Below are 20,750 nucleotides of genomic sequence, written 5' to 3'. Positions count from 1 at the left end.
AGTTCATCCCTGGGTCTTCTGGATAGCTTCGCGAAGCACCTGGCGGTCGTCGAAGGGACGGACCACTCCGGCGATGTCCTGGCCCTGCTCGTGGCCCTTGCCCGCGACCAGCACGGTGTCGCCCGGCTGTGCGAGGGCGACGGCCGCGGCGATGGCGGCGGCCCGGTCCTCGAAGACCGCGACGTCTCCGCGCTGGTGCGCCGGGACCTCCGCGGCACCCGCGAGCATCGTGGCGAGGATCGCCAGCGGGTCCTCCGAGCGGGGGTTGTCCGATGTCAGTACGGCGGTGTCGGCCAGCCGGGCTGCGGCGGCGCCCATCGGCTTGCGCTTGGTCGTGTCGCGGTCGCCGCCGCAGCCGAGCACGATGTGCAGGCGGCCCTCGGTGACCTTGCGCAGGGCGCGCAGCACCGATTCGACGGCGTCCGTCTTGTGGGCGTAGTCGACCACCGCCAGGTAGGGCTGGCCCTCGTCCACGCGCTCCAGCCGGCCCGGTACGCCCGGCACCGCGGCGATGCCGTCCGCGGCGCCCTGCGGGTCGATCCCGGCGACGGCGAGGGAGACGATCGCGGCGAGGGTGTTGGCCACGTTGAAGGACCCGGCGAGCGGTGATCTCGCCGTGATCCGCTCCCCCTTCGGGCCGACCGCGGTGAACGCCGAGTCCATGGGCCCGACTTGGACGTCCTCGGCGCGCCAGTCGGCGTCCGGGTGGCCCTCGGCGGAGAAGGTGACGACCGGGACGGTGGCCTGCTCGACCAGCCGGCGTCCGTACTCGTCGTCCAGGTTGACCACGCCCAGCCGGCTGCGTTCCGGTGTGAACAACTGGGCCTTGGCCTGGAAGTAGTCCTCCATGCCGGAGTGGAACTCCATGTGCTCCGGGCTGAGGTTGTTGAAGACGGCGACGTCGAAGACGCAGCCGTCGACCCGGCCGAGGACCAGCGCGTGGCTGGAGACCTCCATGGCGACCGCGTCGACCCCGCGCTCGCGCATCACGGCGAACAGGGCCTGCAGATCGGTGGCTTCGGGGGTGGTGCGCTCCGACTTGATGCGCTCGTCGCCGATGCGCATCTCGACCGTGCCGATGAGGCCGGTGGAGCGGACCGTCTTCAGACCGCCCTCGACGAGGTACGCCGTGGTGGTCTTGCCCGAGGTGCCGGTGATGCCGATCTGGAGCAGGTCGCGCCCCGGATGTCCGTAGATCGTGGCCGCCAGCTCGCCCATCTGCCGGCGCGGCTCGTCGACGACGAGCACCGGCAGACCCGTGGCGGCGGCGCGCTCGGCGCCCTCCGGGTCGGTCAGCACGGCGGCGGCGCCGAGGCCCGCCGCCTGCGTCACGAAGTCGGCGCCGTGCAGGCGGGCACCGGGCAGGGCCGCGTACAGGTCGCCGGGCCGCACCGCCCGGGAGTCGTGCGTGATGCCCGTGATGTCCGCGTCCGACGCCGGGACGGGGGCGCCCAGCTGATCGGCGAGCTCCGCGAGGGGTGTGGCGGAGATCCGAACCGGTCGCGGCGGCCCCGGATATGTCACAGGAGCGCCCTTCTGGGTGGTTTGGTACTGATCAGCGTGTGGCACGGCGGTGAGCGTACCGGGCGCGGGCCCGCCGGAGCGAAGCGAGGGGCGTGGCGGGCCGTGGTTCCCGTGGTCGGGAGTGATCGTTGTCACGAGCTGGTTCCTGGTCGGTGTGCCGGGCGGTGCCGGGGTGTCCGGTCGGTGCTGATCGGGGCGCGGGGCCGGCGGTTCAGGGGGTGAAGCCGACCGGCAGCCTGGCCGGTCGGGTCCCGGTGGGCGGGACCTGGAGGGTCTTGAGCGCGAACTCCATGACCTGCTTGTAGATGGGTCCGCAGATCTGCCCGCCGAAGTAGCTGCCCCTGGTCGCGTTCTGGATCGCGCAGTAGACGGTGACGCGGGGCTTGTCCGCGGGCGCGAATCCGGCGAACGACGAGGTGTATCCGTGGTACTTGCCGGTGGCCGGATCCACGCGGTTGGCCGTACCCGTCTTGCCCGCCACCCGGTAGCCGGGGATGCGCGCCTTGGTGCCGGTGCCCTCCTCGTCGTCCACCACGGACTCCAGCATCTGGGCGAGGGTCTTCGCCGTCTTCTCGCTCACGACCCTGGTCTTCTTGGGCTTCGGGGCCGGGGTGAAGCGCCCGTCGGGTCCCTTCGCGCCGCGCACGAGCGTGGGCTCGACGCGTACGCCGCCGTTGGCGATCGTCGAGTAGACGGAGGCCGCCTGCATCGCGTTGATCGACACACCCTGGCCGAAAGGGATCGTGTACTGCTGCGAGGTGGACCACTTGTCGGCGGGCGCGAGGATGCCCTTGGTCTCGCCGGGGAAGCCGAGTCCGGTGGGCCGGCCGATGCCGAACTTGCGCAGGTACGAGTAGAGGACCCGGTTGGCCTGCTTCTGCGTCTTGCCGAGCTGGCCGGTGGCCAGGATGGTGCCGATGTTGCTGGACTTGGCCAGGACGCCGTTCAGCGTCAGGTTCCAGGTCGGGTGGTCGATGTCGTCCTGGAAGAGCCGGTCGCCGCGGTGCAGCCGGTTCGGCACCACCACGTGCGTCGCGGGGGTGGCGACGTTCTCCTCCAGCACCGCGGCCATCGACATGACCTTGGCGGTGGAGCCCGGCTCGTACGCGTCCTGGAGGGCCGCGTTGCCGAGCGCCGCCGAGCTGGCCTGCGAGAGGTCGTTCGGGTCGAAGCCGGGCGAGTTGGCCATGGCCAGGATCTCGCCGGTCCGGGTGTCCTGCACCATCACGTACCCGCGGTCCGCCCCGGACTTCTTCACCTGCTCCGAGATGGCGTTCTGCGCGGCCCACTGGATGTCGCGGTCGATCGTCAGCTCGACGTCGGACCCGGCCACGGCGGGCGTCTCGGTGGAGCCCGCGGTGGGCACCTGGCGCCCGCCGGACTGGGCGTAGCGGATCTTGCCGTCCTTGCCGGCGAGTTCCCCGTTCAGCTGCTGCTCGATGCCGCCGCCGCCCTTGCCGTCGGCGTTGACCCAGCCCAGTATCCCGGCGGCGAGTTCGCCGTTCGGGTACACGCGCTTGCTGGCGGGGACCGCGAGGACACCGGCGAGGACGTTGACCGTGCTCTCGTCGGTCTCCGCCTTCGCCGCCAGCGTGGTCTTGAGGTCCTTGATCTGCTTCCACACCTGGGGCGTCTGGCGGTGCGCCAGCAGCGTGTACCGCGTGTTCTTCGTCCGCAGCTTGCCGGCGACGGTGTCCATGTCCTGGCCGAGGATCGGGGCGAGGAGCGCCGCCGCCTGCTCGGGCGCGTCCGCCGCCTTCGCGGTCCCGGGCGTGAACATGGTCGGGTCGGCCGTGATGTCGTAGGCGTCGACGCTGGTCGCGAGCTCCACGCCGTTGCGGTCCGTGATCCCGCCGCGCTCGGCGGCCAGGGTGCGTCCGACGTACCGGTTCTGCTCGGCCTTCGCGGCGTACGCGCTCGCGTCCACGGCCTGCACCTGGAGCAGCCGGACGACGAATGCCACCATGACCAGGGTCAGCGCCAGGCTCACCATGCGCAGGCGGGGGCGCGGGCTGCCGAGCCGGATGACGCGCGGGCCGCCGGGGCGGGGAGCGGGCCGGCGGGCGGGGCGGGCGCCGGGTCCCGGACGTCGCCGGCCGTCGGGGCGGGCGGGCCGGGCCGGTCCTGGCACGCGGCGGCGCGGCGGTTCCCTGTCGGACACTTCCGTCACCTGCCGGGGGTTGTGAAGGGCTCTGCGGACGGGGCGGGGGCGGGCGGCGCGGTGGGCGCCGCCGTGGGGAGGAACTGCGCGGAGGGGTCGCCCGGGGCCGGCGCGGGAGTCGGCGTCGGGCTGGGCAGCGGCTGCGGCACGGGGATGGCCTCGGGCGGCAGGACCACCGGATCGCGGAGCGAGGACCGCTGGGCGGCCGCGCCCGGGACGCCCTTGACGGTGCCGTCGGGTTCGAGGAAGGCCGGGTCGCCGCCGGGGACCATGCCCAGTTCACGGGCGCGGCGCTGGAGGGCGTCGGGGGCCGAGTAGGAGTCCACGTCCCGCTGGAGCTCCTGCTCCTCGTCGGTGAGGCTCTTGGTCTCCTTCTGGAGGTCGTCGAGCCGGAACGAGCCCGCGCTCAGCGCGGAGTTCAGCACGAGGAGCCCGATGAGGCCGCCGCCGAGGAGCAGTACGACCAGCAGGACGAAAGGGGTGCGGGCGGCCTGGCCCGCGCCGGTGGGCAGCAGCCGCGCGAGCCGGGCCGCGCGTCCCCTGAGCTGGGGCCTCCTAGGCACGGGCCCTCCCGGTGTGTGTGGGTTTCCGGCTCACTCGCGCTCCCCCTTCGTGTGCCTCACACGGCTCCCTTCCCGCGCCTCACTCGGCGTCCTCGCGGATGCGCTGAGCCCCGCGCAGGCGAGCGGGAGCCGCCCGCCGGTTCTCGGCGATCTCCTCCTCGGTGGGAAGTTCGGCACCGCGGGTGAGGAGCTTGAGCCGCGGCTGGTAGCGCTCGGGGACCACCGGCAGGCCGGGCGGCGCGGTGGAGGCGGCGCCGGCCGCGAACACCTGCTTCACCAGCCGGTCCTCCAGGGAGTGGTACGACAGCACGGCGATGCGACCTTCGACGGCGAGCGCCTTCACGGCCGCGGGGATCGCCCGCTCCAGGACGGTCAGTTCGCCGTTGACCTCGATGCGCAGCGCCTGGAAGGTCCGCTTGGCGGGGTTGCCGCCGGTGCGCTTGGCGGCCTGCGGCAGCGCGTCGCGGATGAGCTCCACGAGCCGGGCGCTGTTGCTGAAGGGCTCCTTCTCGCGTTCGCGCACGACCGCGGACACGATCCGCTTGGCCTGCTTCTCCTCGCCGTACGCCCGCAGGATGCGCACGAGTTCGCCGGGCGGGTAGGTGTTGAGCACCTCGGCGGCGCTGATGCCGGTCGTCTGGTCCATCCGCATGTCGAGCGGGGCGTCCTGCGCGTAGGCGAACCCCCGGTCGGCCTCGTCCAGTTGCATGGAGGAGACGCCGAGGTCGAACAGCACGCCCTGCACCTTGGGCAGGTCCAGCCGGTCGAGCACGTCGGGAAGTTCGTCGTACACCGCGTGCACGAGGGTGGCCCGCTCGCCGAAGGGCGCGAGCCGCTCACCGGAGAGGCGCAGCGCCTCCTTGTCCCGGTCGAGGGCGACGAGGCGGGCGTCGGGGAAGCGGGTGAGGAGGGCCTCGCTGTGGCCGCCGAGGCCGAGGGTGCAGTCGACGACGACCGCTCCCGGCCGCTCCAGCGCGGGCGCCAACATGTCCAGGCACCGCTGGAGCATCACCGGGACGTGTCGACTCTGGCTCAAGGGGCCCTCTCAGGTCCGGCGCCGTCGTACGCACTGCCGGGTCCCCTCCCGCTCGTGGAAGGGGAGGTCCGCCGGCGCCTGGTGAGTGGCGTCAGCCGACCGGGAGCGGGAGGAGGCCGAGCCGTACGTACGCGCGGCGCACGCGGGGAGGGCCCGGAAACCACCGGGTCCTCCGGGTAAAAAGTCCAGCGGGGAGAACCTCGCCTCCCGCTTCGCGTCACTTTAGTCCACGCTGTCTCGCGGTCAATCAACCGGCATGCGCGTCGTGGGCCGCCCTCCCCCCGAAGCGGCGAACCGGCTGAAATCACCCGTTCGGGGGCGCCGCCACCGCCCGTGTGGATTACCTCACAACAAGCCACGATGGCGTTCTTTGTCCTCTCTCACAGCAGGACCACGCCCCGGGTGACCAGTAACGTCTTCGGCATGACGACTTCTGCATCCGTGCCCACAGAGCCCGAAGACGCCATAGCGGCCCCTGGCGCCGTCACCGACCGGCTCATCGAGGCGAACCAGCAGTACGCGGCGGCGTTCAGCGACCCCGGGATGGACGCCCGTCCCGTGCTCCAGGTCGCCGTGGTGGCGTGCATGGACGCCCGGCTCGACCTGCACGCGGCGCTCGGCCTGGAACTGGGCGACTGCCACACCATCCGCAACGCGGGCGGCGTGGTCACCGACGACGTGATCCGCTCCCTCACCATCAGCCAGCGAGCGCTCGGCACGCGCAGTGTCGTCCTCATCCACCACACCGGCTGCGGCCTGGAGTCGCTCACCGAGGAGTTCCGGCACGACCTGGAGATGGAGGTCGGCCAGCGCCCGGCCTGGGCGGTGGAGGCCTTCCGCGACGTCGACCAGGACGTACGGCAGTCGATGCAGCGGGTGCGCACCTCACCGTTCCTGCTGCACACCGACGACGTACGCGGCTTCGTCTTCGACGTGAAGACGGGTCTGCTGCGCGAGATCGACCCCGCGTAACGGCCCGTCGCGGACCGCGTGCGAGGCTCACGACGGGTGAACGGCGACGGGATCCCGTGCCCAAAAGGCCGTAAGACGTGACATAGCACGGTCAGTTGTCCACAGTCGAGTGACACGAACCGGTAACGGCAACAAGAATGCGGGTGTGGCGTCACGCGGAACTTTTCGCGCGTGGTGTCCGTGTTTCGGGGTGGGCCGGTCCGCATCGCAGCGTCGGCCCGAGAACGGGCCGAGGAGGGCCGGGTGACGACCTATGACGATCGAGCGAGCCTCACTGATCTGACCGCCACCGCGGAGCGAGTCCGCAGTTCGGTGGAAGGAGTGATCGAGGGCAAGCCTGAGGTCGTACGGCTTTCGCTGACCGTGCTGCTCGCCGAGGGACATCTTCTGATCGAGGATGTCCCCGGCGTCGGCAAGACGATGCTGGCCAAGGCACTGGCGCGGTCGATCGACTGCTCGGTGCGGCGTATTCAGTTCACGCCCGACCTGCTGCCCTCGGACATCACCGGTGTGTCCATCTGGGACCAGCAGCGCCGGGACTTCGAGTTCAAGCCGGGGGCGATCTTCGCGCAGATCGTGATCGGCGACGAGATCAACCGCGCCTCCCCGAAGACCCAGTCGGCGCTCCTGGAGTCCATGGAGGAGCGCCAGGTCACCATCGACGGCCAGACCTACGAGCTGCCGAGCCCCTTCATGGTGGTGGCCACGCAGAACCCGGTCGAGATGGAGGGCACCTATCCGCTGCCCGAGGCCCAGCGCGACCGCTTCATGGCCCGGGTCTCCATCGGCTACCCCAGCGCGGAGGCCGAGCTCCAGATGCTGGACGTGCACGGTGGGGTCTCCCCGCTGGACGACCTCCAGCCGGTGGCGCACGCGCACGACATCGTGAAGCTGATCGACGCGGTCCGCACTGTCCATGTCGCGGACCCCGTCCGGCGCTACGCGGTGGACCTGGTGGCGGCCACCCGCACCCACCCGGACCTCAGACTCGGGGCCTCGCCGCGGGCCACGCTGCACCTGCTGCGCGCCGCGAAGGCCTCCGCCGCCCTCAGCGGCCGGGACTACGCCCTGCCGGACGACCTCCAGGCGCTCGCCGTGGCGGTCCTCGCGCACCGGCTGCTGCCCACGGCGCAGGCGCAGCTGAACCGCCGTACGGCCGAGCAGGTCGTCCAGGAGATCCTCCAGCGCACGCCCGTCCCCTCTGCTCCGCAGCCGCCGAGCGGGTTCCCCGTGGGCCGTGGCGCGCCCGCCTTCGACCAGCAGCCGCCACGGAGGCTGTGATGACGTCCGGCGGGACGGGCCACGCGGAGGAGTCCCAGGGCGGGATGCGCACGGCGCTCGCCGGGCTCACCACGCGCGGCCGTTCCTTCCTGGCCGCCGGGGTGGCGGCCGCCGTCTGCGCGTTCGTCCTCGGCCAGAGCGAACTGCTGCGGGTCGGCCTGCTGCTGGCCGTGCTGCCGCTGATCTGCGCGACCGTGCTGTACCGCACCCGCTACCGGGTCGCGGGCAGCCGCCGCCTCTCCCCCGCGCGCGTGCCCGCCGGTTCCGAGGCCCGCGTCCACCTGCGGATGGACAACGTCTCGCGGCTGCCCACGGGCCTGCTGATGCTCCAGGACCGGGTGCCGTACGTGCTCGGTCCCCGTCCCCGGTTCGTCCTGGACCGGGTGGAGGCGGGCGGTCACCGCGAGGTGTCCTACCGCGTGCGGTCGGACCTGCGCGGCCGCTATCCGCTGGGCCCGCTCCAGCTCAGGCTCACCGATCCGTTCGGCATGTGCGAGCTGACCCGCTCCTTCTCGACGCACGACACCCTGACGGTCATCCCGCGCGTGGAGCCGCTGCCGCCGGTGCGGCTCAGCGGGGAGGCGAAGGGGTACGGCGACGGGCGGCAGCGCTCGCTCGCGCTGGCCGGCGAGGACGACGTCATACCGCGCGGCTACCGGCACGGGGACGACCTGCGCCGGGTGCACTGGCGGCTCACCGCGCGCTACGGCGAGCTGATGGTGCGCCGTGAGGAGCAGCCGCAGCGCGCCCGCTGCACGGTGCTGCTCGACACCCGCGGCATCGCCTTCACCGGCGCCGGCCCGGACTCGGCCTTCGAGTGGGCGGTGTCGGGCGCCGCGTCCACGCTGGTCCACATGCTCGAACGGGGCTTCTCGGTGCGGTTGCTGACGGACACGGGCAGCGCGGTGCCCGGTGAGGGCGCCGACGGTTTCGCGGGCGCCAGCCAGGAGTCGGCGGACGCGGCGGGGCTGATGATGGACACCCTCGCCGTGGTCGACCACTCCGACGGCGCCGGGCTGTCCCGCGCCTACGACGTGCTGCGCGGCGGGAGCGAGGGGCTGCTGATCGCGTTCCTCGGCGACCTGGACGAGGAACAGGCCTCGGTGCTGGGCAAGATGCGCCAGCGCAGCGGGGGCGCCGTCGCCTTCCTGCTGGAGAGCGACGGGTGGGTACGCGGTCCGGGCGTCGCCCCCGGCCCGCCGGACCGGAGCGCGGACCGGCTGCGGATGCTGCGCGAGGCGGGCTGGACCGCCGTGACGGTGCCGCGCGGGGCGGCCTTCGCCGACCTGTGGCGCCAGGCGGACCAGCAGCGCACCAGCGCCGCCGTGACCGGAAGCACGGCAGGGGGTGGCTCATGAGCGGGCGCGCGCGACTGGCGCTGTTCGCCGCGTTGGCGACACTGATGGCGTCCTGCGCCCTGCTGCCGCTCGTCGCCCCGGCGACGTGGATCCTCCAGGCGGCGATGCTGCTGGCCGTGCAGACCGGGGTCGGCGCGCTGGCCCGGCGGGTCCCGCTGGCCCGCGCGCTCACGGTGGCCCTCCAGGCGCTGGTGACGCTGCTGCTGCTGACGCTGGTCTTCGCCCGGCAGCAGGCCGTCGCGGGGCTCATCCCGGGGCCGGAGGCGTTCCAAAGGCTCACGGAGCTGTTCCAGGCGGGCACGGACGACGTGGGGCGGTACGCCATCCCCGCGCCCCTGTCGGACGGCATCCGGCTGATGCTGGTCGGCGGGGTCCTGGTGATCGGTCTCGCCGTGGACGCGCTGGCCGTCACGTTCCGCAGCGCCGCCCCGGCCGGGCTGCCGCTGCTCGCGCTGTACTCGGTCGCCGCGGGCCTGTCCGGCGGCGACTGGGCCTGGCTGTACTTCCTGCTCGCGGCCTGCGGCTATCTGATGCTGCTGCTCACCGAGGGCCGGGACCGGCTCTCGGCGTGGGGCCGTGTCTTCGGCGGCGGGCCCCGCGCCCCCGGCATGGACACCGGGGGCGGCGCGGTCGCCCCGGTCCGCACCGGCCGGCGCATCGGCGTGGCGGCCCTCGGCATCACCCTCGCGGTGGCGTACGTCCTGCCCGACCTCGACGGCGGCCTGCTGGACGGCGCCGGGGCCCGTGTCGGTTCCGGCACCGGTGGCGGCGGCACGATCTCCGCGGTGAATCCGCTGGTCTCCCTGCGCGACAGCCTCAACGTGGACGAGGACCGCCAGGTCCTGTCGTACCGGACGACCACCAAGGACACCCAGGACCTGTACCTGCGGATCGTCTCGCTGGACGAGTTCGACGGCACGGCGTGGAAGCCGGCCCAGCGCCGCATCCAGGCGGTGCCCGCCACCTTCCCCACGCCCATCGGCCTCGCCCCCGACACCCGCAGGGCCGAGATCAGGACGAGGATCGCGGCGGCCGACTGGTACGCGCAGGACTGGCTGCCGATGCCCTACCCGGCCAGCGAGGTCGACATCGAGGGCAACTGGCGTTACGAGCCGCTGGGCCGCACGCTCGTCGGCGACCACGGCCAGAACACCCGCGGCGCGCAGTACGAGGTCGCCAGTCTGATCGTGCAGCCGACGGCCCAGCAGCTGGCGGCGGCGCCGCAGGCGCCGCCGGCCCTGCGGCGCGAGTTCACCAAGGTTCCGGAGTCGCTGCCGCCTGAGGTGGCGCGGACCGCCCTGAAGGTCACCGAGGGCGCCGCGAACGACTACGAGAAGGCGGTCGACCTCCAGGACTACTTCGCCCTGAACGGCGGGTTCACCTACGACACCCAGGTGCAGGTGGGCAGCGGCTCCGCCGCGATCGCGCGCTTCCTCAAGGAGAAGGAGGGCTTCTGCGTCCACTTCTCCTTCGCGATGGCGTCGATGGCCCGCACCCTCGGCATCCCGGCCCGGGTCGCGGTGGGCTTCACTCCCGGCTCCCCGCAGGCGGACGGCTCGATGTCGGTGGGCCTGCGGGACGCGCACGCCTGGCCCGAGCTGTACTTCGAAGGGGTGGGCTGGACCCGCTTCGAGCCCACCCCCAACCGGGGCACGGTGCCGGAGTACACGCAGGCGGACACCCCGGGCAACAGCGTCCCGTCGCTGCCCAGGCCCTCCGAGTCGGCCTCCACGGCCCCGTCCACGGCGCCCTCGGCGAGCGACGGCTGCTCGGTCCAGCAGAAGAAGCTGGACGCGTGCCCGACCGAGTCCGCGTTGGCGGCGCCCGGCTCGGACGACGGTGGATGGCCCTCGTGGCAGTGGTTCCTGCTCGGGCTCGCGGTGCTCGTGGTGCTCGCGGTGCCGTTCCTCCCGATGCTGTGGCGGCTGCGGAAGCGGTCCGTGCGGCTCGGCGCGCACGGACGTACGGAGGCCGCGATGGCCGCCCACGCCCTCGCGGCCTGGGAGGAGGTCATCGACACGGCCTGGGACCACGGCATCGGGCCCGACGACTCCCTGACACCGCGCGGGGCCGCCGACCGGATCGTCAGGCTGGGGCGGCTGGGCCCGGACGCGGAGGCCGCGGTGCACCGGCTGGCGTCGGCCGTGGAGCAGGTGCTGTACGCGCCCCGGCCAGTTCCGGTATCGGGCATGGCCGAGGACGCCCGCCGCGTGGCGGAGGCGCTGCACGCGGCGGTGAGCGGCGGGACGCGGCTGCGCGCACTGCTGGCACCTCGCTCGGCCGTCCGGGTGGTCTGGGCCGCCTCGGCCCGCTGGGCGACTCTGCTCGCCACGCTCTCGGCCCGTCGCGCGACCCTGCTGCGCCGCCCTTCAGGCCAGAACGGCTGAGGTAACCGGCACGGTCACAGCGGCCCCCCACCCGACGGGTGGGGGGCCGCTCCCGGTCTCGACGGGGCAGGCACCGGGCCGCGACTCGACGGGGCAGGCACCGGGCCCGGCCCCGAGGGCACCGGCGCCGGGCCGGATTCCGAGGGAGCGGCACCGCACCCGGTCTCGGTGGGACCAGCACCGGGCGCGGACTCATCGGGGGCCGGCACCGGGCCAGACTCGGTGGGACCAGCACCGGGCCAGGACTCGGCGGAGGCCGGCACCAGGCCGGACTCGGCGAGAGCGGCACGCACCCGGACTCGGGGGCGCCAGCACCGGACAGGGACTCGGACTCGGCAGGGCCGGAACTGAGCCGGGCACGGCGCCGAGCGGTGGACGCTCGCAGGCGGCGCCACAGCACGCACCACCTCCCGCACCGCTTTTCCGGCCCCTCACACCGCCGCAGCCCGCGGCTGAGGGCCGGACACCGCCCCGGAGCGGGTACCGGACGCGGCCTGGAGCGCACCGGCAGGGACCTCGCCAGCGGCCGGCCGAGAGTAGGTGGGGCGCAGGCCCGGACCGGTACCAGGCGCAGGCCCCGACGGGTACCGCGCACAGGCCCGGACGGGTACCGGGCCCACGCACGGACGAGTACCGGGCACAGGCACGGCGCGAATGCGGGCGTCGGCAAGGCGCGGCGCCGACCGCCAGGGTTCGCCCAGCCGGGGGCGCCCGGTCCCGTGCGTCAAGCTCCCGCGCAGGCCGGGGCGCCGGCCGGATGCGGGCATGCGTGAGGGGTGTCCCGCCCCGGTGGGCAGAACACCCCTCACGCCATGTCCGTGGCCGTGGCGCCGACCGTGGTCCGGACGAGCAGGCCCTAGTGGCCCTGTTCGTCCCGGCGGCGCTGCCAGCGTTGTTCGATGCGGTCCATCATGGAGCGGCGCTGCCGCGGCTGACGGCGGGCACCCGGCGCACCCGCAGCCGGCTGCTCACCCGGTTTGGGGGCCTTGCGCCAACCGGTGACGGCGAGCACGGCGCAGCCCAGCATGACGAGGAATCCCACCACGCTGATCCAGATCTGCTGTGCGACCATTCCGGCCATGAGGAGCGCGATACCCACCAGAAAGCCCGCGACCGCCTGGTAGACCCGTCGCCGGGTGTACGTACGCAGCCCGCTTCCCTCAAGCGCTGTCGCGAACTTGGGATCTTCGGCGTACAGCGCTCGCTCCATCTGCTCGAGCATTCGCTGCTCGTGCTCCGAGAGCGGCACGGAGTCCTCCTCATCGTGCAGTCGCCGGGGCGACTGGGGGTCCCCTTCAGGATAGGCAGGGAATCGCCCCCGTGAAACCCGCCCCTCTACGCCAATTGGCCAACCGGAACCCGCCACGGCGGTCCGGCTCGCTGAAGCGTGCATTCCCCAGCGGCCGACCCGTCATGCCGGGTGGTCTCCCTCGATCATACGGCGCAGAGCGTCCGATCGGAGGGCCTGTGGCGTACTCCATCTGCCGCCCCGCCCCTGATCAGCGGCGCGTCACGGCAGGCGGCTCACGCCCCGTCGGCACCCCGGTGCTCACCCAGCACATGGAGCTGCGTGGCCACGGAGTGGAAGGCGTCCAGCTCGGCCGCCGCGGCCTCCAGCTTCAGCAGGGCCTCCAGGGCGCCCGGCTCGGTGTCCACGAGGACGCCCGGAACGAGGTCGGCGAAGACCCGTACGCCGTGCACGGCGCCCACCCGCAGGCCCGCCCCCTCGACCAGTCCGGTGAGCTGGGCGGCGGTGAAGCGGTGCGGTACGGGGTCACCCTCGCCCCAGCGTCCGTCCGGGTCGTCGAGCGCGTGCCGGGCCTCCTTGAAGTGCCCGGCGAGGGCGCGCGCGAGCACCGCTCCGCCAAGCCCGGCGGCGAGCAGGCTGAGGACGCCCTCGGGGCGCAGCGCGTCCACCACGTTGCGCACGCCGTCGGCGGGGTCGTCGACGTACTCCAGGACGCCGTGGCAGAGCACCGCGTCGTAGCCGCCGCGCTCGACGACGTCGAAGAGGCCGTGGGCGTCGCCCTGGACACCCTTCACCCGGTCGGCGACGCCCGCCTCGGCGGCGCGGCGCTCCAGGGCGAACAGCGCGTTCGGGCTGGGGTCGACGACGGTGACGCGGTGGCCGAGGCGGGCCACGGGCACCGCGAAGTTGCCGCTGCCCCCGCCGGTGTCGAGGACGTCGAGCGATTCCCGCCCCGCGGCTTTCACGCGGCGGTCGAGGGCGTCCTGGAGGACCTCCCAGACCACGGCGGTACGGAGAGAAGCGCGGGGGCGCATCGGGTCCGACACGGCAGTTGACTCCTCGGCGCGGCACCGCCTGCTGCCGGCGGAGCGATCGGGACGCCTCCCGCTGGGAGGCTGCGTGCGCCTCCCACCCTATTGCCTCCGCCGCCGTGCCCGGCCCCCCGTCTCACGCGGTGGATCATCGGCGGATCGCGGCCCGCCCGGGACGCCCCGGGCGGGCCGGAAGCGGCGCCGGTGCGCGGCGCGGGCGGGGCCCCGCCGCGTCCCGGCGCGCTCCGGTGGCGGGCCGTCAACCCGCGTCCGGGACCTCGTGGTCCGCGTCGTGCCGTGGCTGCGGCAGGACCGGCTGGAGCACCAGCATCCGCTCGACGAGGCGCAGGAACACGGCCACGTCCCGGATGAGGTCGTCGGCGTCGCGGGGGCTTGCCGCGCCGCGTATGCCCGCTTCGGCGCGGGCGCGGCGGCCGGCTCCGGAGGCGAACAGCGCGCCCCACTCGGCCAGCTCGGGCGCTATCTCGGGGAGCACTTCCCAGGCACTCCGGATGCGGGCCCTGCGTCGGGGGGTGGTCTCCGGGCGTCCCCGCGCGGCGAGCACGGCGGCAGCGGTGCGCAGGGCGGCCAGATGCGCGGTGGCGTAGCGCTCGTTGGGGGTTTCGAGGGTGGTCGCCTCCTCCAGTCCCGCCCGCGCCTGGGCGAGCAGGTCGAGGGCGGCGGGCGGGGCCGTCGTCCGGCGGAGCACGGGGTGCACGTCGCTCGCCGGGCCGGTCAGTGAGGGGGCAGGGCCGCCGGCGCGGCGCCGGTGGGCGGCGGCTGCGGAAGAGCTGGCCATGACGAACCTCCTGTCGTCTGTGTGACGGCACTGTGGCCGTATGTGCCCATCGTGCGGTATGGCACTGACAATCCGATCTGACCTGGGCCTTTGCTTCGCTCGACCGTTCGAGATAGTTTTTGCACTGACCAGTCAGTTTAAAAGTGGGCCTCGACCGGGACCCGCCTGGAGGGGAACGAGGGGGGACATGGGCGAGCCGGAGGAAGCCGCCGGGGTCGCCGTGAGCGCGACGGGGTTCGGGCTCGACGGGCCGCGCGGCCGGGTGTTCGACGGCGTGGACGTCGACGCCGGGCCCGGCGCCCTGATCGCGGTGGAGGGACCGTCCGGCTCCGGCCGGACGTGTCTGCTGCTCGCGCTCACCGGCCGGATGAAGCCGAGCGAGGGGCGGGCCGCGGTCGGCCCTTTCCACCTGCCCCGGCAGATGGCGGCGGTGCGCGCGATCAGCGCCCTCGCCCATGTCCCCGGCGTCACCGACCTGGAGCCGGCCCTGACCGTCGGGGAGCACCTCCTCGAAAGGGCGCTGCTCCGGCGCCGGTTCACCGGTCCGCTCCGCGACGGCCTGCGCGCGCTGCTGCGTCCGCGGGCCGAGCGGCTGGCCGAGGCGAGGGGGCGCGTCGACCTGGCGCTGGCCGCCGTCGGGCTCGACCTGACGACGCTGCCCAAGGGAGCGCGGACCGCCGTACGCGACCTGGAACGGCTGGAGGCGCTGCGGCTGTCCCTCGCCCTGGCCCTCGTCGACGAACCGCGGCTGCTGGCCGTGGACGACACCGACCTGAAGCTCTCCGATGCCGAACGCGCCGAGGTCTGGGCGCTGTTGAGGTCGCTGGCCGACTCCGGCCCGACCGTCCTCGCGGTGTGCAGCCGGGCCCCGGAGGACGCCGTCGTGGTGTCCACCCGCCCCGCACCCGGCGAGACGGACCCGGACGCACCGGACGACGCCCGCCCCGGGGACGCGCGGGACGTCGGGACCGCGGACGGGGACGAGGCCGACGAGGCCGACGACGACGGAGCCGACGGGACCCACGGGACCCACGGGGACGACGACGACAAGGAGACAGCGGATGCGCTCGCCGAGACTGGCCGCGCTTGAGCTCAGGCGGTTCGGCAGGGGCAGGCTGCCGCGCGCGGCGCTGGCCGCCCTGCTGCTCCTGCCCCTGCTCTACGGCGCCCTGTACCTGTACTCGTTCTGGGACCCGTACGGGCGGCTGGACCGCATTCCCGTGGCCCTCGTGAACGACGACCGGGGGGCGAGCGCCGCCGGGCGGAAGATCGCCGCCGGCGACGACATCGCCAAGGGGCTGCGCGAGAGCGACACCTTCGAGTGGCACGAGGTGAGCGCGGCCGAGGCCCGCAGAGGCGTCGAGGACGGCACGTACTACCTGTCGCTCACCATGCCGGAGGACTTCAGCCGGCGGATCGCGTCCAGCTCCGGGGACTCCCCCGAGACGGGCGCGCTCCAGGTGCGTACGAACGACGCGAACAACTACATCGTCGGGCAGATCTCGCGGACGGTGTTCAGCGAGGTACGCACGGCGGCGTCCACGAAGGCCTCGCGGTCCTTCCTGGACCGGATCTTCATCTCCTTCTCCGACATCCACGGCGAGACCGTGCGGGCCGCCGAGGGCGCCGACAAGCTCAAGGGCGGGATCGGCAAGGCGAAGAAGGGCTCCAAGGACCTCGCCGACGGGCTCAAGGACGCGAAGGCGGGCAGCGGGAAGCTCGCCGGCGGCCTGAAGAAGCTCGACAAGGGGGCGGGCGACCTGGAGGACGGGTCGAAGCGGGTCGCGGACGGCACCCGGGCACTCGCCGACAAGGTCAACGGCGTCGCCGACACCGTGCGGCCCTTCCTGAGGGACAACGAGAAAACGATCGGGGACACGGCACGGCTGGTCGCCGACTCGGCGTCCGCCATCCGCCACAACCTCGACACCCTGGTCAAGACGGCACCGACCGCCGCCAGGAGCGCCCACACGGCCGCCGACGCCCTCGACCGCGTCCACAAGGCCCGCTGCGAGACCGCGCCGCTGCCCGACACCGCGTGCCCGGACCTGAAGAAGGCCGCGCAGGCCGCCGCGGACGTGGCGAAGGTCGCCGACGACGTGAACGCCCTCGTGACCGGGCAGGACGGCGACCTCGACGAGCTCGACAAGAACCTGGCCACCCTCCAGAAGCAGGCCGAGCACCTCGCCGACCGCTCACCGCACCTCTCCGAGGACCTCGACAACGCCGTCAGCAAGATCAACGAGCTGAACAGCGGGGCCGGGAAGGTCGCGGCGGGAGCCAAGAGGCTGCACACCGGACTCGGCACGGCGAAGACCGGCGCGAGCGACCTCGACAAGGGCCTCGGCACGCTCCGGACGGGCGCGGTCGATCTCAACGGAGGCATGTACAAGCTGGTCGACGGCTCAGGGAAGCTCGCCGGCGGCCTCCACGACGGGGCGGGGAAGATCCCGGACTACGACGAGGACGACCGCGACCGGCGCACCCAGGTCATGTCCGACCCGGTGCAGCTCGCCTCGCGGGACCTGCACAAGGCGCCCAACTACGGCACCGGGTTCGCGCCGTACTTCATCCCGCTGTCCCTGTGGGTGGGCGCGATGGTCGCCTACATGCTGATCCCGCCGCTCAACCGGCGCGCGCTCGCCGCGGGCGCCCCGGCCTGGCGGATCGCGGTGGCGGGCTGGCTGCCGGTCGCCGCCCTGGGCGTCCTCCAGACCGCCGCCCTGATGTCGGTGCTGCACTGGCTGATCGGCCTGGACATGGTCAGAGCCGCCGGGACGGTGGGCTTCCTGTTCCTGGTCAGCGCCTGTTTCGCGGCGATCGTCCAGTGGCTGAACGCCCGCTTCGGCGCCGCGGGCCGCGTCCTCGTCCTCGCCCTGCTGATGCTCCAGCTGACCTCGGCGGGCGGCACGTACCCCGTGCAGACGAGTCCCGGCTTCTTCAACGCGATCCACCCCTTCCTGCCGATGAGCCACGTCGTCGACGCCCTGCGCAGACTCATCACCGGCGGCGGCCTCGGCCCCGTCTGGCAGGCGTGCGCCGTCCTCGTCGCCTTCACCGCGGGCGCCCTCGCCCTCACCGCCGTCTCCGCCCGCCGCAGGCAGGTGTGGACCCTCGACCGGCTGCACCCGGAGCTGACCCTGTGACCGTGCCTGTGACAATCGACGCCATGGAAAGCACCAGTGCCACGGGGGCCGGGAGCAGCCGACGCGAGGCGACCCGGCAGAAGCTCTACGAGGCGGCCGTCACCCTCATCGCCGAACAGGGCTTCTCCGCCACGACCGTGGACGAGATCGCCGAACGTGCCGGAGTCGCGAAGGGCACGGTCTACTACAACTTCGCGAGCAAGTCCGTCCTCTTCGAGGAGCTGCTGCGGCACGGTGTCGGGCTCCTGACCGCCTCCCTCCGCGAGGCCTCCGAGAAGGCCGCGCGCGAGGGCGGCAGCAAGGTCGACGCGCTGGACGCGATGATCCGCGCGGGGCTCGTCTTCATCGACCGCTACCCGGCGTTCACGCAGCTGTACGTGGCGGAGCTGTGGCGGACCAACCGGGCCTGGCAGTCCACCCTGATGGTGGTCAGGCAGCAGGCGGTCGCGGTCGTCGAGGACGTCCTGCGCGACGGCGTGGCCAACGGCGAGCTCAGCGGGGAGCTGGACATCCCGCTGACGGCGGCGGCGCTGGTCGGCATGGTCCTGGTGGCCGCCCTGGACTGGCAGGCGTTCCAGCCGGAGCGCTCCCTGGACGACGTCCACGCGGCGCTCTCCCTGCTCCTCCAGGGGCGCGTGAGCGGCAGCCGCTGACCTCGGGAGCGGACACGAGGAAGCGCCGGTCCGCCGCGGCCGCGTCCCCCCGCGGACCGGCTCGGACCGGCGCTCCCTGTCTTCCCCGTCCCCCCGTACCCCCCGTACCCCCGTCGGGTCCCGTGCGGTCGCCCGCCGGGTCCCCCGTGCCTCGCTCCCGCCGAGAGACCGGCGGAAGGAGCGGTCGAGGGCGCCCCGCCGTTCCGCCGCCCCGTGTCGGCGGTGCCGGAGCGGCGCCCCTTTCCGTGCCTCCACTCTGTCCTCCCCAGAGGCCGGGCCCATCCGTCCGGCTACTCATCCCGCCCCCTGGGTACCGGTACTCAGCCCTGGGCACCCGGACCCACGACGCGGCGGCGCCGGATGGCTACGATCGCGTCCGTGTCCGTACTCCCCCTGGTGTTCACGAGCGGCTGGGCCAGCGGCATCAACGCCTACGCGGTGGTGCTGCTCCTCGGCGTCTTCGGCGCGACCGGCCTGACCGACGAGGTGCCGGAGTCCCTCCAGCGCCCCGAGGTCCTGATCACCGCCGGAGTCCTCTTCCTGTGCGAGGCGGTCGCCGACAAGATCCCGTACGTCGACACGGTGTGGGACTCGGTGCACACCGTCATCCGGCCCGTGTCGGGGGCGGTGGTCGGGGCCCTGCTCGCCGGGCAGAGCGGTTCGCTCCCGGATCTCGCGGCGGGCGCCCTCGGGGGTTCGACCGCGCTGGCCAGCCACGCGGTCAAGGCCGGCACCCGGATGGCGATCAACAGCTCGCCCGAGCCGTTCAGCAATATCGTCGTGAGCACGGCCGAGGACCTCGGGGTCGCCGGGATCCTCACCTTCGCGATGTTCCATCCGCGGGCCGCGGCAGTCGTCGCGGGCGCGCTGCTGCTGTCCGGGCTGCTGATGCTGTGGTTCCTGGTCTCGCGCATCCGGCGGTTCCTGCGCCGCAGGGCCCAGCGCCGGGAGGAGCGGCTGCTCGCCGCACGGGCCGGGCGCGCGGCCGACTGACGGGCGCGCGCCGGGCTGTCGGCGGTGGCCGATAAAGTCCCTGGCATGGCACGGATTGCGGTGATCGGCGCCGGGATGGGCGCGATGGCGGCCGCTGCCCGGCTGGCCGTCGCGGGCCACCGGGTGGTGGTGTACGAGCGCACGCGGACGTACGGCGGGGCGGTGCGCCGGCTGGAGCGCGACGGGTTCTCCTTCGACCTGGGCCCCGGGCTGCTGACGCTGCCCGCGGTCTACCGCGACCTGTTCGTCAAGACGGGCAGGGAGCCGCTGGAGCGCTGCGTCGAGCTGGTCCAGGTGGACCCCTCCTCGCGGCACCTGTTCGCGGACGGCACCGAGGTCGCGCTGCCGAACGCCTCCCGCGCGGGCGTCGTGTCCGCCCTGGACGAGGCGTGCGGATCGGGCGCGGGAGCGCGCTGGGGAGACTTCCTGGTGCGGGCGCGCGAGGCCTGGGACCGCACGCGCCGGCCCCTCCTGGAGGAGCCCCTGTGGCCGAACTGGCCGGTGCTCGCCGAGCGTGAGCCCTATCCGTCGGTGCCCCACAAGCGGCTGCTGCGCACCCGGCGGGCCGCCACGCTCGCCGAGGTCGGCGCCTGGGAGCTGCGGGACCCGCGCCTCGTGGCGCTGCTGGAGAGCCACGCCCTCGCGTACGGGCTCGACCCCCGCACCGCGCCGGCGAGCGCGGCCGTGCTGCCGTACATGGAGCACGCCTTCGGCACCTGGTACGTGCGCGGCGGTCTGCGGGAGCTGGCCCGGGCGGTGTACGAGCGGTGCCTGGCCCGCAAGGTGGAGTTCGTCTTCGGTGCCGACGTCGTGCGGATCGTGGAGAAGGACGGGCGGGCCGCGGGGGTGGAGCTCGCGGGGGCCGCGGCGGGGACGGTCGCCGAGGCCGACTTCGTGGTGGCCGGCGTCGCGCCCGGTGTCCTGGACGCCCTCGCGTCCGGGACGGCGGTGCGGGGCGGGGCCGGCGCCGTCCCGCCGCAGGAGGGCGGGGCGAGCCGGCTGACCGTGCTGCTGGCGTTGCGGGGCGGACGTCCGGAGGGAGCGGCGCACCGCACCGTGGTGCACGCGCCGGACCGCGACGCCGAGTTGAGCCGCCTGTTCGGTGAGGACCCGGGGCTCGCCGCCGCGCCGACGGTGACGGTGCTGCGTCCCGGCGACCCGGCGTCGGCGCCGGACGCGGACCACGAGGCGGTGACGCTGACCACCACCGTCCCGCCGGGCCTGGAGGTGTCCGGGCGGGACGTGGAGCGGCTGCTCGACGTCGCGGAGCGGGCCGTGCCGGGGCTGCGTGACCGTCTCCTGTGGCACGAGGCGCGGACGCCCGCGGACATCGCCGCGGCGACGGGCGCGGCCGGCGGCGCGGTGCCGCCCCCGTCGCTCGCGGCGGCGGACGGGCGGCTGCTGCACCCGTCGAACGGCACGGGTCTGCCGGGCCTGTTCGCCGTGGGCGGCTGGGCGCATCCGGGCGGCGGGCTGCCGCACGCGGGCATGTCGGGCGCGCTGGTGGCGGGTCTCGTCGTGGAGGGGCCGGACTTCCGGGGCTCGCAGTGACCGCGCGGGTCCCGCGGGCGGGGTCCGGTCCGGGCCGGACGGGGCG

The 20,750-nt window shown here is 73.8% G+C and carries 16 protein-coding genes; 9 read left to right on the top strand and 7 right to left on the bottom strand.

Features of this window, described 5'->3' with window-relative positions:
- Positions 1-3: 3 nt before the first annotated feature.
- From ACWGIS_RS19230 to rsmH, 4 genes are all read right to left on the bottom strand, one after another.
- The gene (locus ACWGIS_RS19230) at positions 4-1,524 is read right to left on the bottom strand and encodes a UDP-N-acetylmuramoyl-L-alanyl-D-glutamate--2,6-diaminopimelate ligase (protein ID WP_453363636.1); all 1,521 of its coding nucleotides are present in this window, start codon (positions 1,522-1,524) and stop codon (positions 4-6) included.
- A gap of 211 nt (positions 1,525-1,735) precedes the next feature.
- A complete protein-coding gene (locus ACWGIS_RS19225) occupies positions 1,736-3,685 on the bottom strand; it encodes a peptidoglycan D,D-transpeptidase FtsI family protein (protein ID WP_453363623.1) in 1,950 nt (649 codons plus the stop codon).
- 5 nt (positions 3,686-3,690) lie between these two features.
- Positions 3,691-4,248: a septum formation initiator family protein gene (locus ACWGIS_RS19220; protein ID WP_453363622.1), complete on the bottom strand. Its 558-nt coding sequence runs from the start codon at positions 4,246-4,248 to the stop codon at positions 3,691-3,693.
- A 79-nt stretch (positions 4,249-4,327) separates the two neighbouring features.
- On the bottom strand, positions 4,328-5,284 hold the full coding sequence (gene rsmH / locus ACWGIS_RS19215; protein ID WP_453363621.1) for a 16S rRNA (cytosine(1402)-N(4))-methyltransferase RsmH: 957 nt from the start codon (positions 5,282-5,284) through the stop codon (positions 4,328-4,330).
- Between the two features lie 423 nt (positions 5,285-5,707).
- Between rsmH and ACWGIS_RS19210 the strand changes: the two genes are divergently transcribed.
- From ACWGIS_RS19210 to ACWGIS_RS19195, 4 genes are all read left to right on the top strand, one after another.
- A complete protein-coding gene (locus tag ACWGIS_RS19210) occupies positions 5,708-6,256 on the top strand; it encodes a beta-class carbonic anhydrase (RefSeq protein ID WP_453363620.1) in 549 nt (182 codons plus the stop codon).
- A 243-nt stretch (positions 6,257-6,499) separates the two neighbouring features.
- On the top strand, positions 6,500-7,537 hold the full coding sequence (locus tag ACWGIS_RS19205) for an AAA family ATPase (protein WP_453363619.1): 1,038 nt from the start codon (positions 6,500-6,502) through the stop codon (positions 7,535-7,537).
- The gene (locus ACWGIS_RS19200; protein ID WP_453363618.1) at positions 7,537-8,895 is read left to right on the top strand and encodes a DUF58 domain-containing protein; all 1,359 of its coding nucleotides are present in this window, start codon (positions 7,537-7,539) and stop codon (positions 8,893-8,895) included. The genes ACWGIS_RS19205 and ACWGIS_RS19200 overlap by 1 nt, the downstream gene beginning before the upstream one ends.
- Entirely contained in the window at positions 8,892-11,282 is a 2,391-nt protein-coding gene (locus tag ACWGIS_RS19195) for a transglutaminase TgpA family protein (RefSeq protein WP_453363617.1), read from the top strand. The genes ACWGIS_RS19200 and ACWGIS_RS19195 overlap by 4 nt, the downstream gene beginning before the upstream one ends.
- Positions 11,283-12,138: 856 nt before the next feature.
- Here the strand turns inward: ACWGIS_RS19195 and ACWGIS_RS19190 are convergent.
- From ACWGIS_RS19190 to ACWGIS_RS19180, 3 genes are all read right to left on the bottom strand, one after another.
- Entirely contained in the window at positions 12,139-12,531 is a 393-nt protein-coding gene (locus ACWGIS_RS19190) for a DUF3040 domain-containing protein (RefSeq protein WP_356170186.1), read from the bottom strand.
- A 275-nt stretch (positions 12,532-12,806) separates the two neighbouring features.
- On the bottom strand, positions 12,807-13,577 hold the full coding sequence (locus ACWGIS_RS19185) for a methyltransferase (protein ID WP_453363616.1): 771 nt from the start codon (positions 13,575-13,577) through the stop codon (positions 12,807-12,809).
- 244 nt (positions 13,578-13,821) lie between these two features.
- Complete coding sequence (locus ACWGIS_RS19180) at positions 13,822-14,361, bottom strand: SAV_6107 family HEPN domain-containing protein (protein WP_453363615.1); 540 nt, start codon at positions 14,359-14,361, stop codon at positions 13,822-13,824.
- Positions 14,362-14,548: 187 nt separating this feature from the next.
- Between ACWGIS_RS19180 and ACWGIS_RS19175 the strand changes: the two genes are divergently transcribed.
- The 5 genes from ACWGIS_RS19175 to ACWGIS_RS19155 all read left to right on the top strand — a co-directional run bounded on the left by ACWGIS_RS19175 (position 14,549) and on the right by ACWGIS_RS19155 (position 20,704).
- Positions 14,549-15,451, top strand: coding sequence for an ATP-binding cassette domain-containing protein (locus ACWGIS_RS19175; RefSeq protein WP_453363614.1), 903 nt, complete (start codon positions 14,549-14,551; stop codon positions 15,449-15,451).
- Entirely contained in the window at positions 15,423-17,507 is a 2,085-nt protein-coding gene (locus ACWGIS_RS19170) for a YhgE/Pip family protein (RefSeq protein WP_453363613.1), read from the top strand. The genes ACWGIS_RS19175 and ACWGIS_RS19170 overlap by 29 nt, the downstream gene beginning before the upstream one ends.
- A 23-nt stretch (positions 17,508-17,530) precedes the next feature.
- Positions 17,531-18,160, top strand: a complete 630-nt coding sequence (locus ACWGIS_RS19165; protein WP_453363612.1) for a TetR/AcrR family transcriptional regulator — start codon at positions 17,531-17,533, stop codon at positions 18,158-18,160.
- Between the two features lie 378 nt (positions 18,161-18,538).
- Positions 18,539-19,153, top strand: coding sequence for a DUF4126 domain-containing protein (locus tag ACWGIS_RS19160; RefSeq protein WP_453363611.1), 615 nt, complete (start codon positions 18,539-18,541; stop codon positions 19,151-19,153).
- 45 nt (positions 19,154-19,198) lie between these two features.
- Positions 19,199-20,704 (top strand): phytoene desaturase family protein, encoded by a 1,506-nt coding sequence (locus ACWGIS_RS19155; RefSeq protein ID WP_453363610.1) that lies wholly within the window; start codon positions 19,199-19,201, stop codon positions 20,702-20,704.
- The last annotated feature ends 46 nt before the right edge of the window (positions 20,705-20,750 follow it).

The organism is Streptomyces sp. NPDC054842 (assembly GCF_053611025.1).
This window is presented reverse-complemented; position numbering and strand designations above follow the sequence as displayed.

Bases quoted from the DNA above. Each gene is read 5' to 3' on its own strand.
- ACWGIS_RS19155 (WP_453363610.1), top strand. From the start codon at position 19,199: ATGGCACGGATTGCGGTGATCGGCGCCGGGATGGGCGCGATGGCGGCC.
- ACWGIS_RS19180 (WP_453363615.1), bottom strand. From the start codon at position 14,361: ATGGCCAGCTCTTCCGCAGCCGCCGCCCACCGGCGCCGCGCCGGCGGC.
- ACWGIS_RS19200 (WP_453363618.1), top strand. From the start codon at position 7,537: ATGACGTCCGGCGGGACGGGCCACGCGGAGGAGTCCCAGGGCGGGATG.
- ACWGIS_RS19170 (WP_453363613.1), top strand. From the start codon at position 15,423: ATGCGCTCGCCGAGACTGGCCGCGCTTGAGCTCAGGCGGTTCGGCAGG.
- ACWGIS_RS19175 (WP_453363614.1), top strand. From the start codon at position 14,549: ATGGGCGAGCCGGAGGAAGCCGCCGGGGTCGCCGTGAGCGCGACGGGG.
- ACWGIS_RS19210 (WP_453363620.1), top strand. From the start codon at position 5,708: ATGACGACTTCTGCATCCGTGCCCACAGAGCCCGAAGACGCCATAGCG.
- ACWGIS_RS19165 (WP_453363612.1), top strand. From the start codon at position 17,531: ATGGAAAGCACCAGTGCCACGGGGGCCGGGAGCAGCCGACGCGAGGCG.
- ACWGIS_RS19195 (WP_453363617.1), top strand. From the start codon at position 8,892: ATGAGCGGGCGCGCGCGACTGGCGCTGTTCGCCGCGTTGGCGACACTG.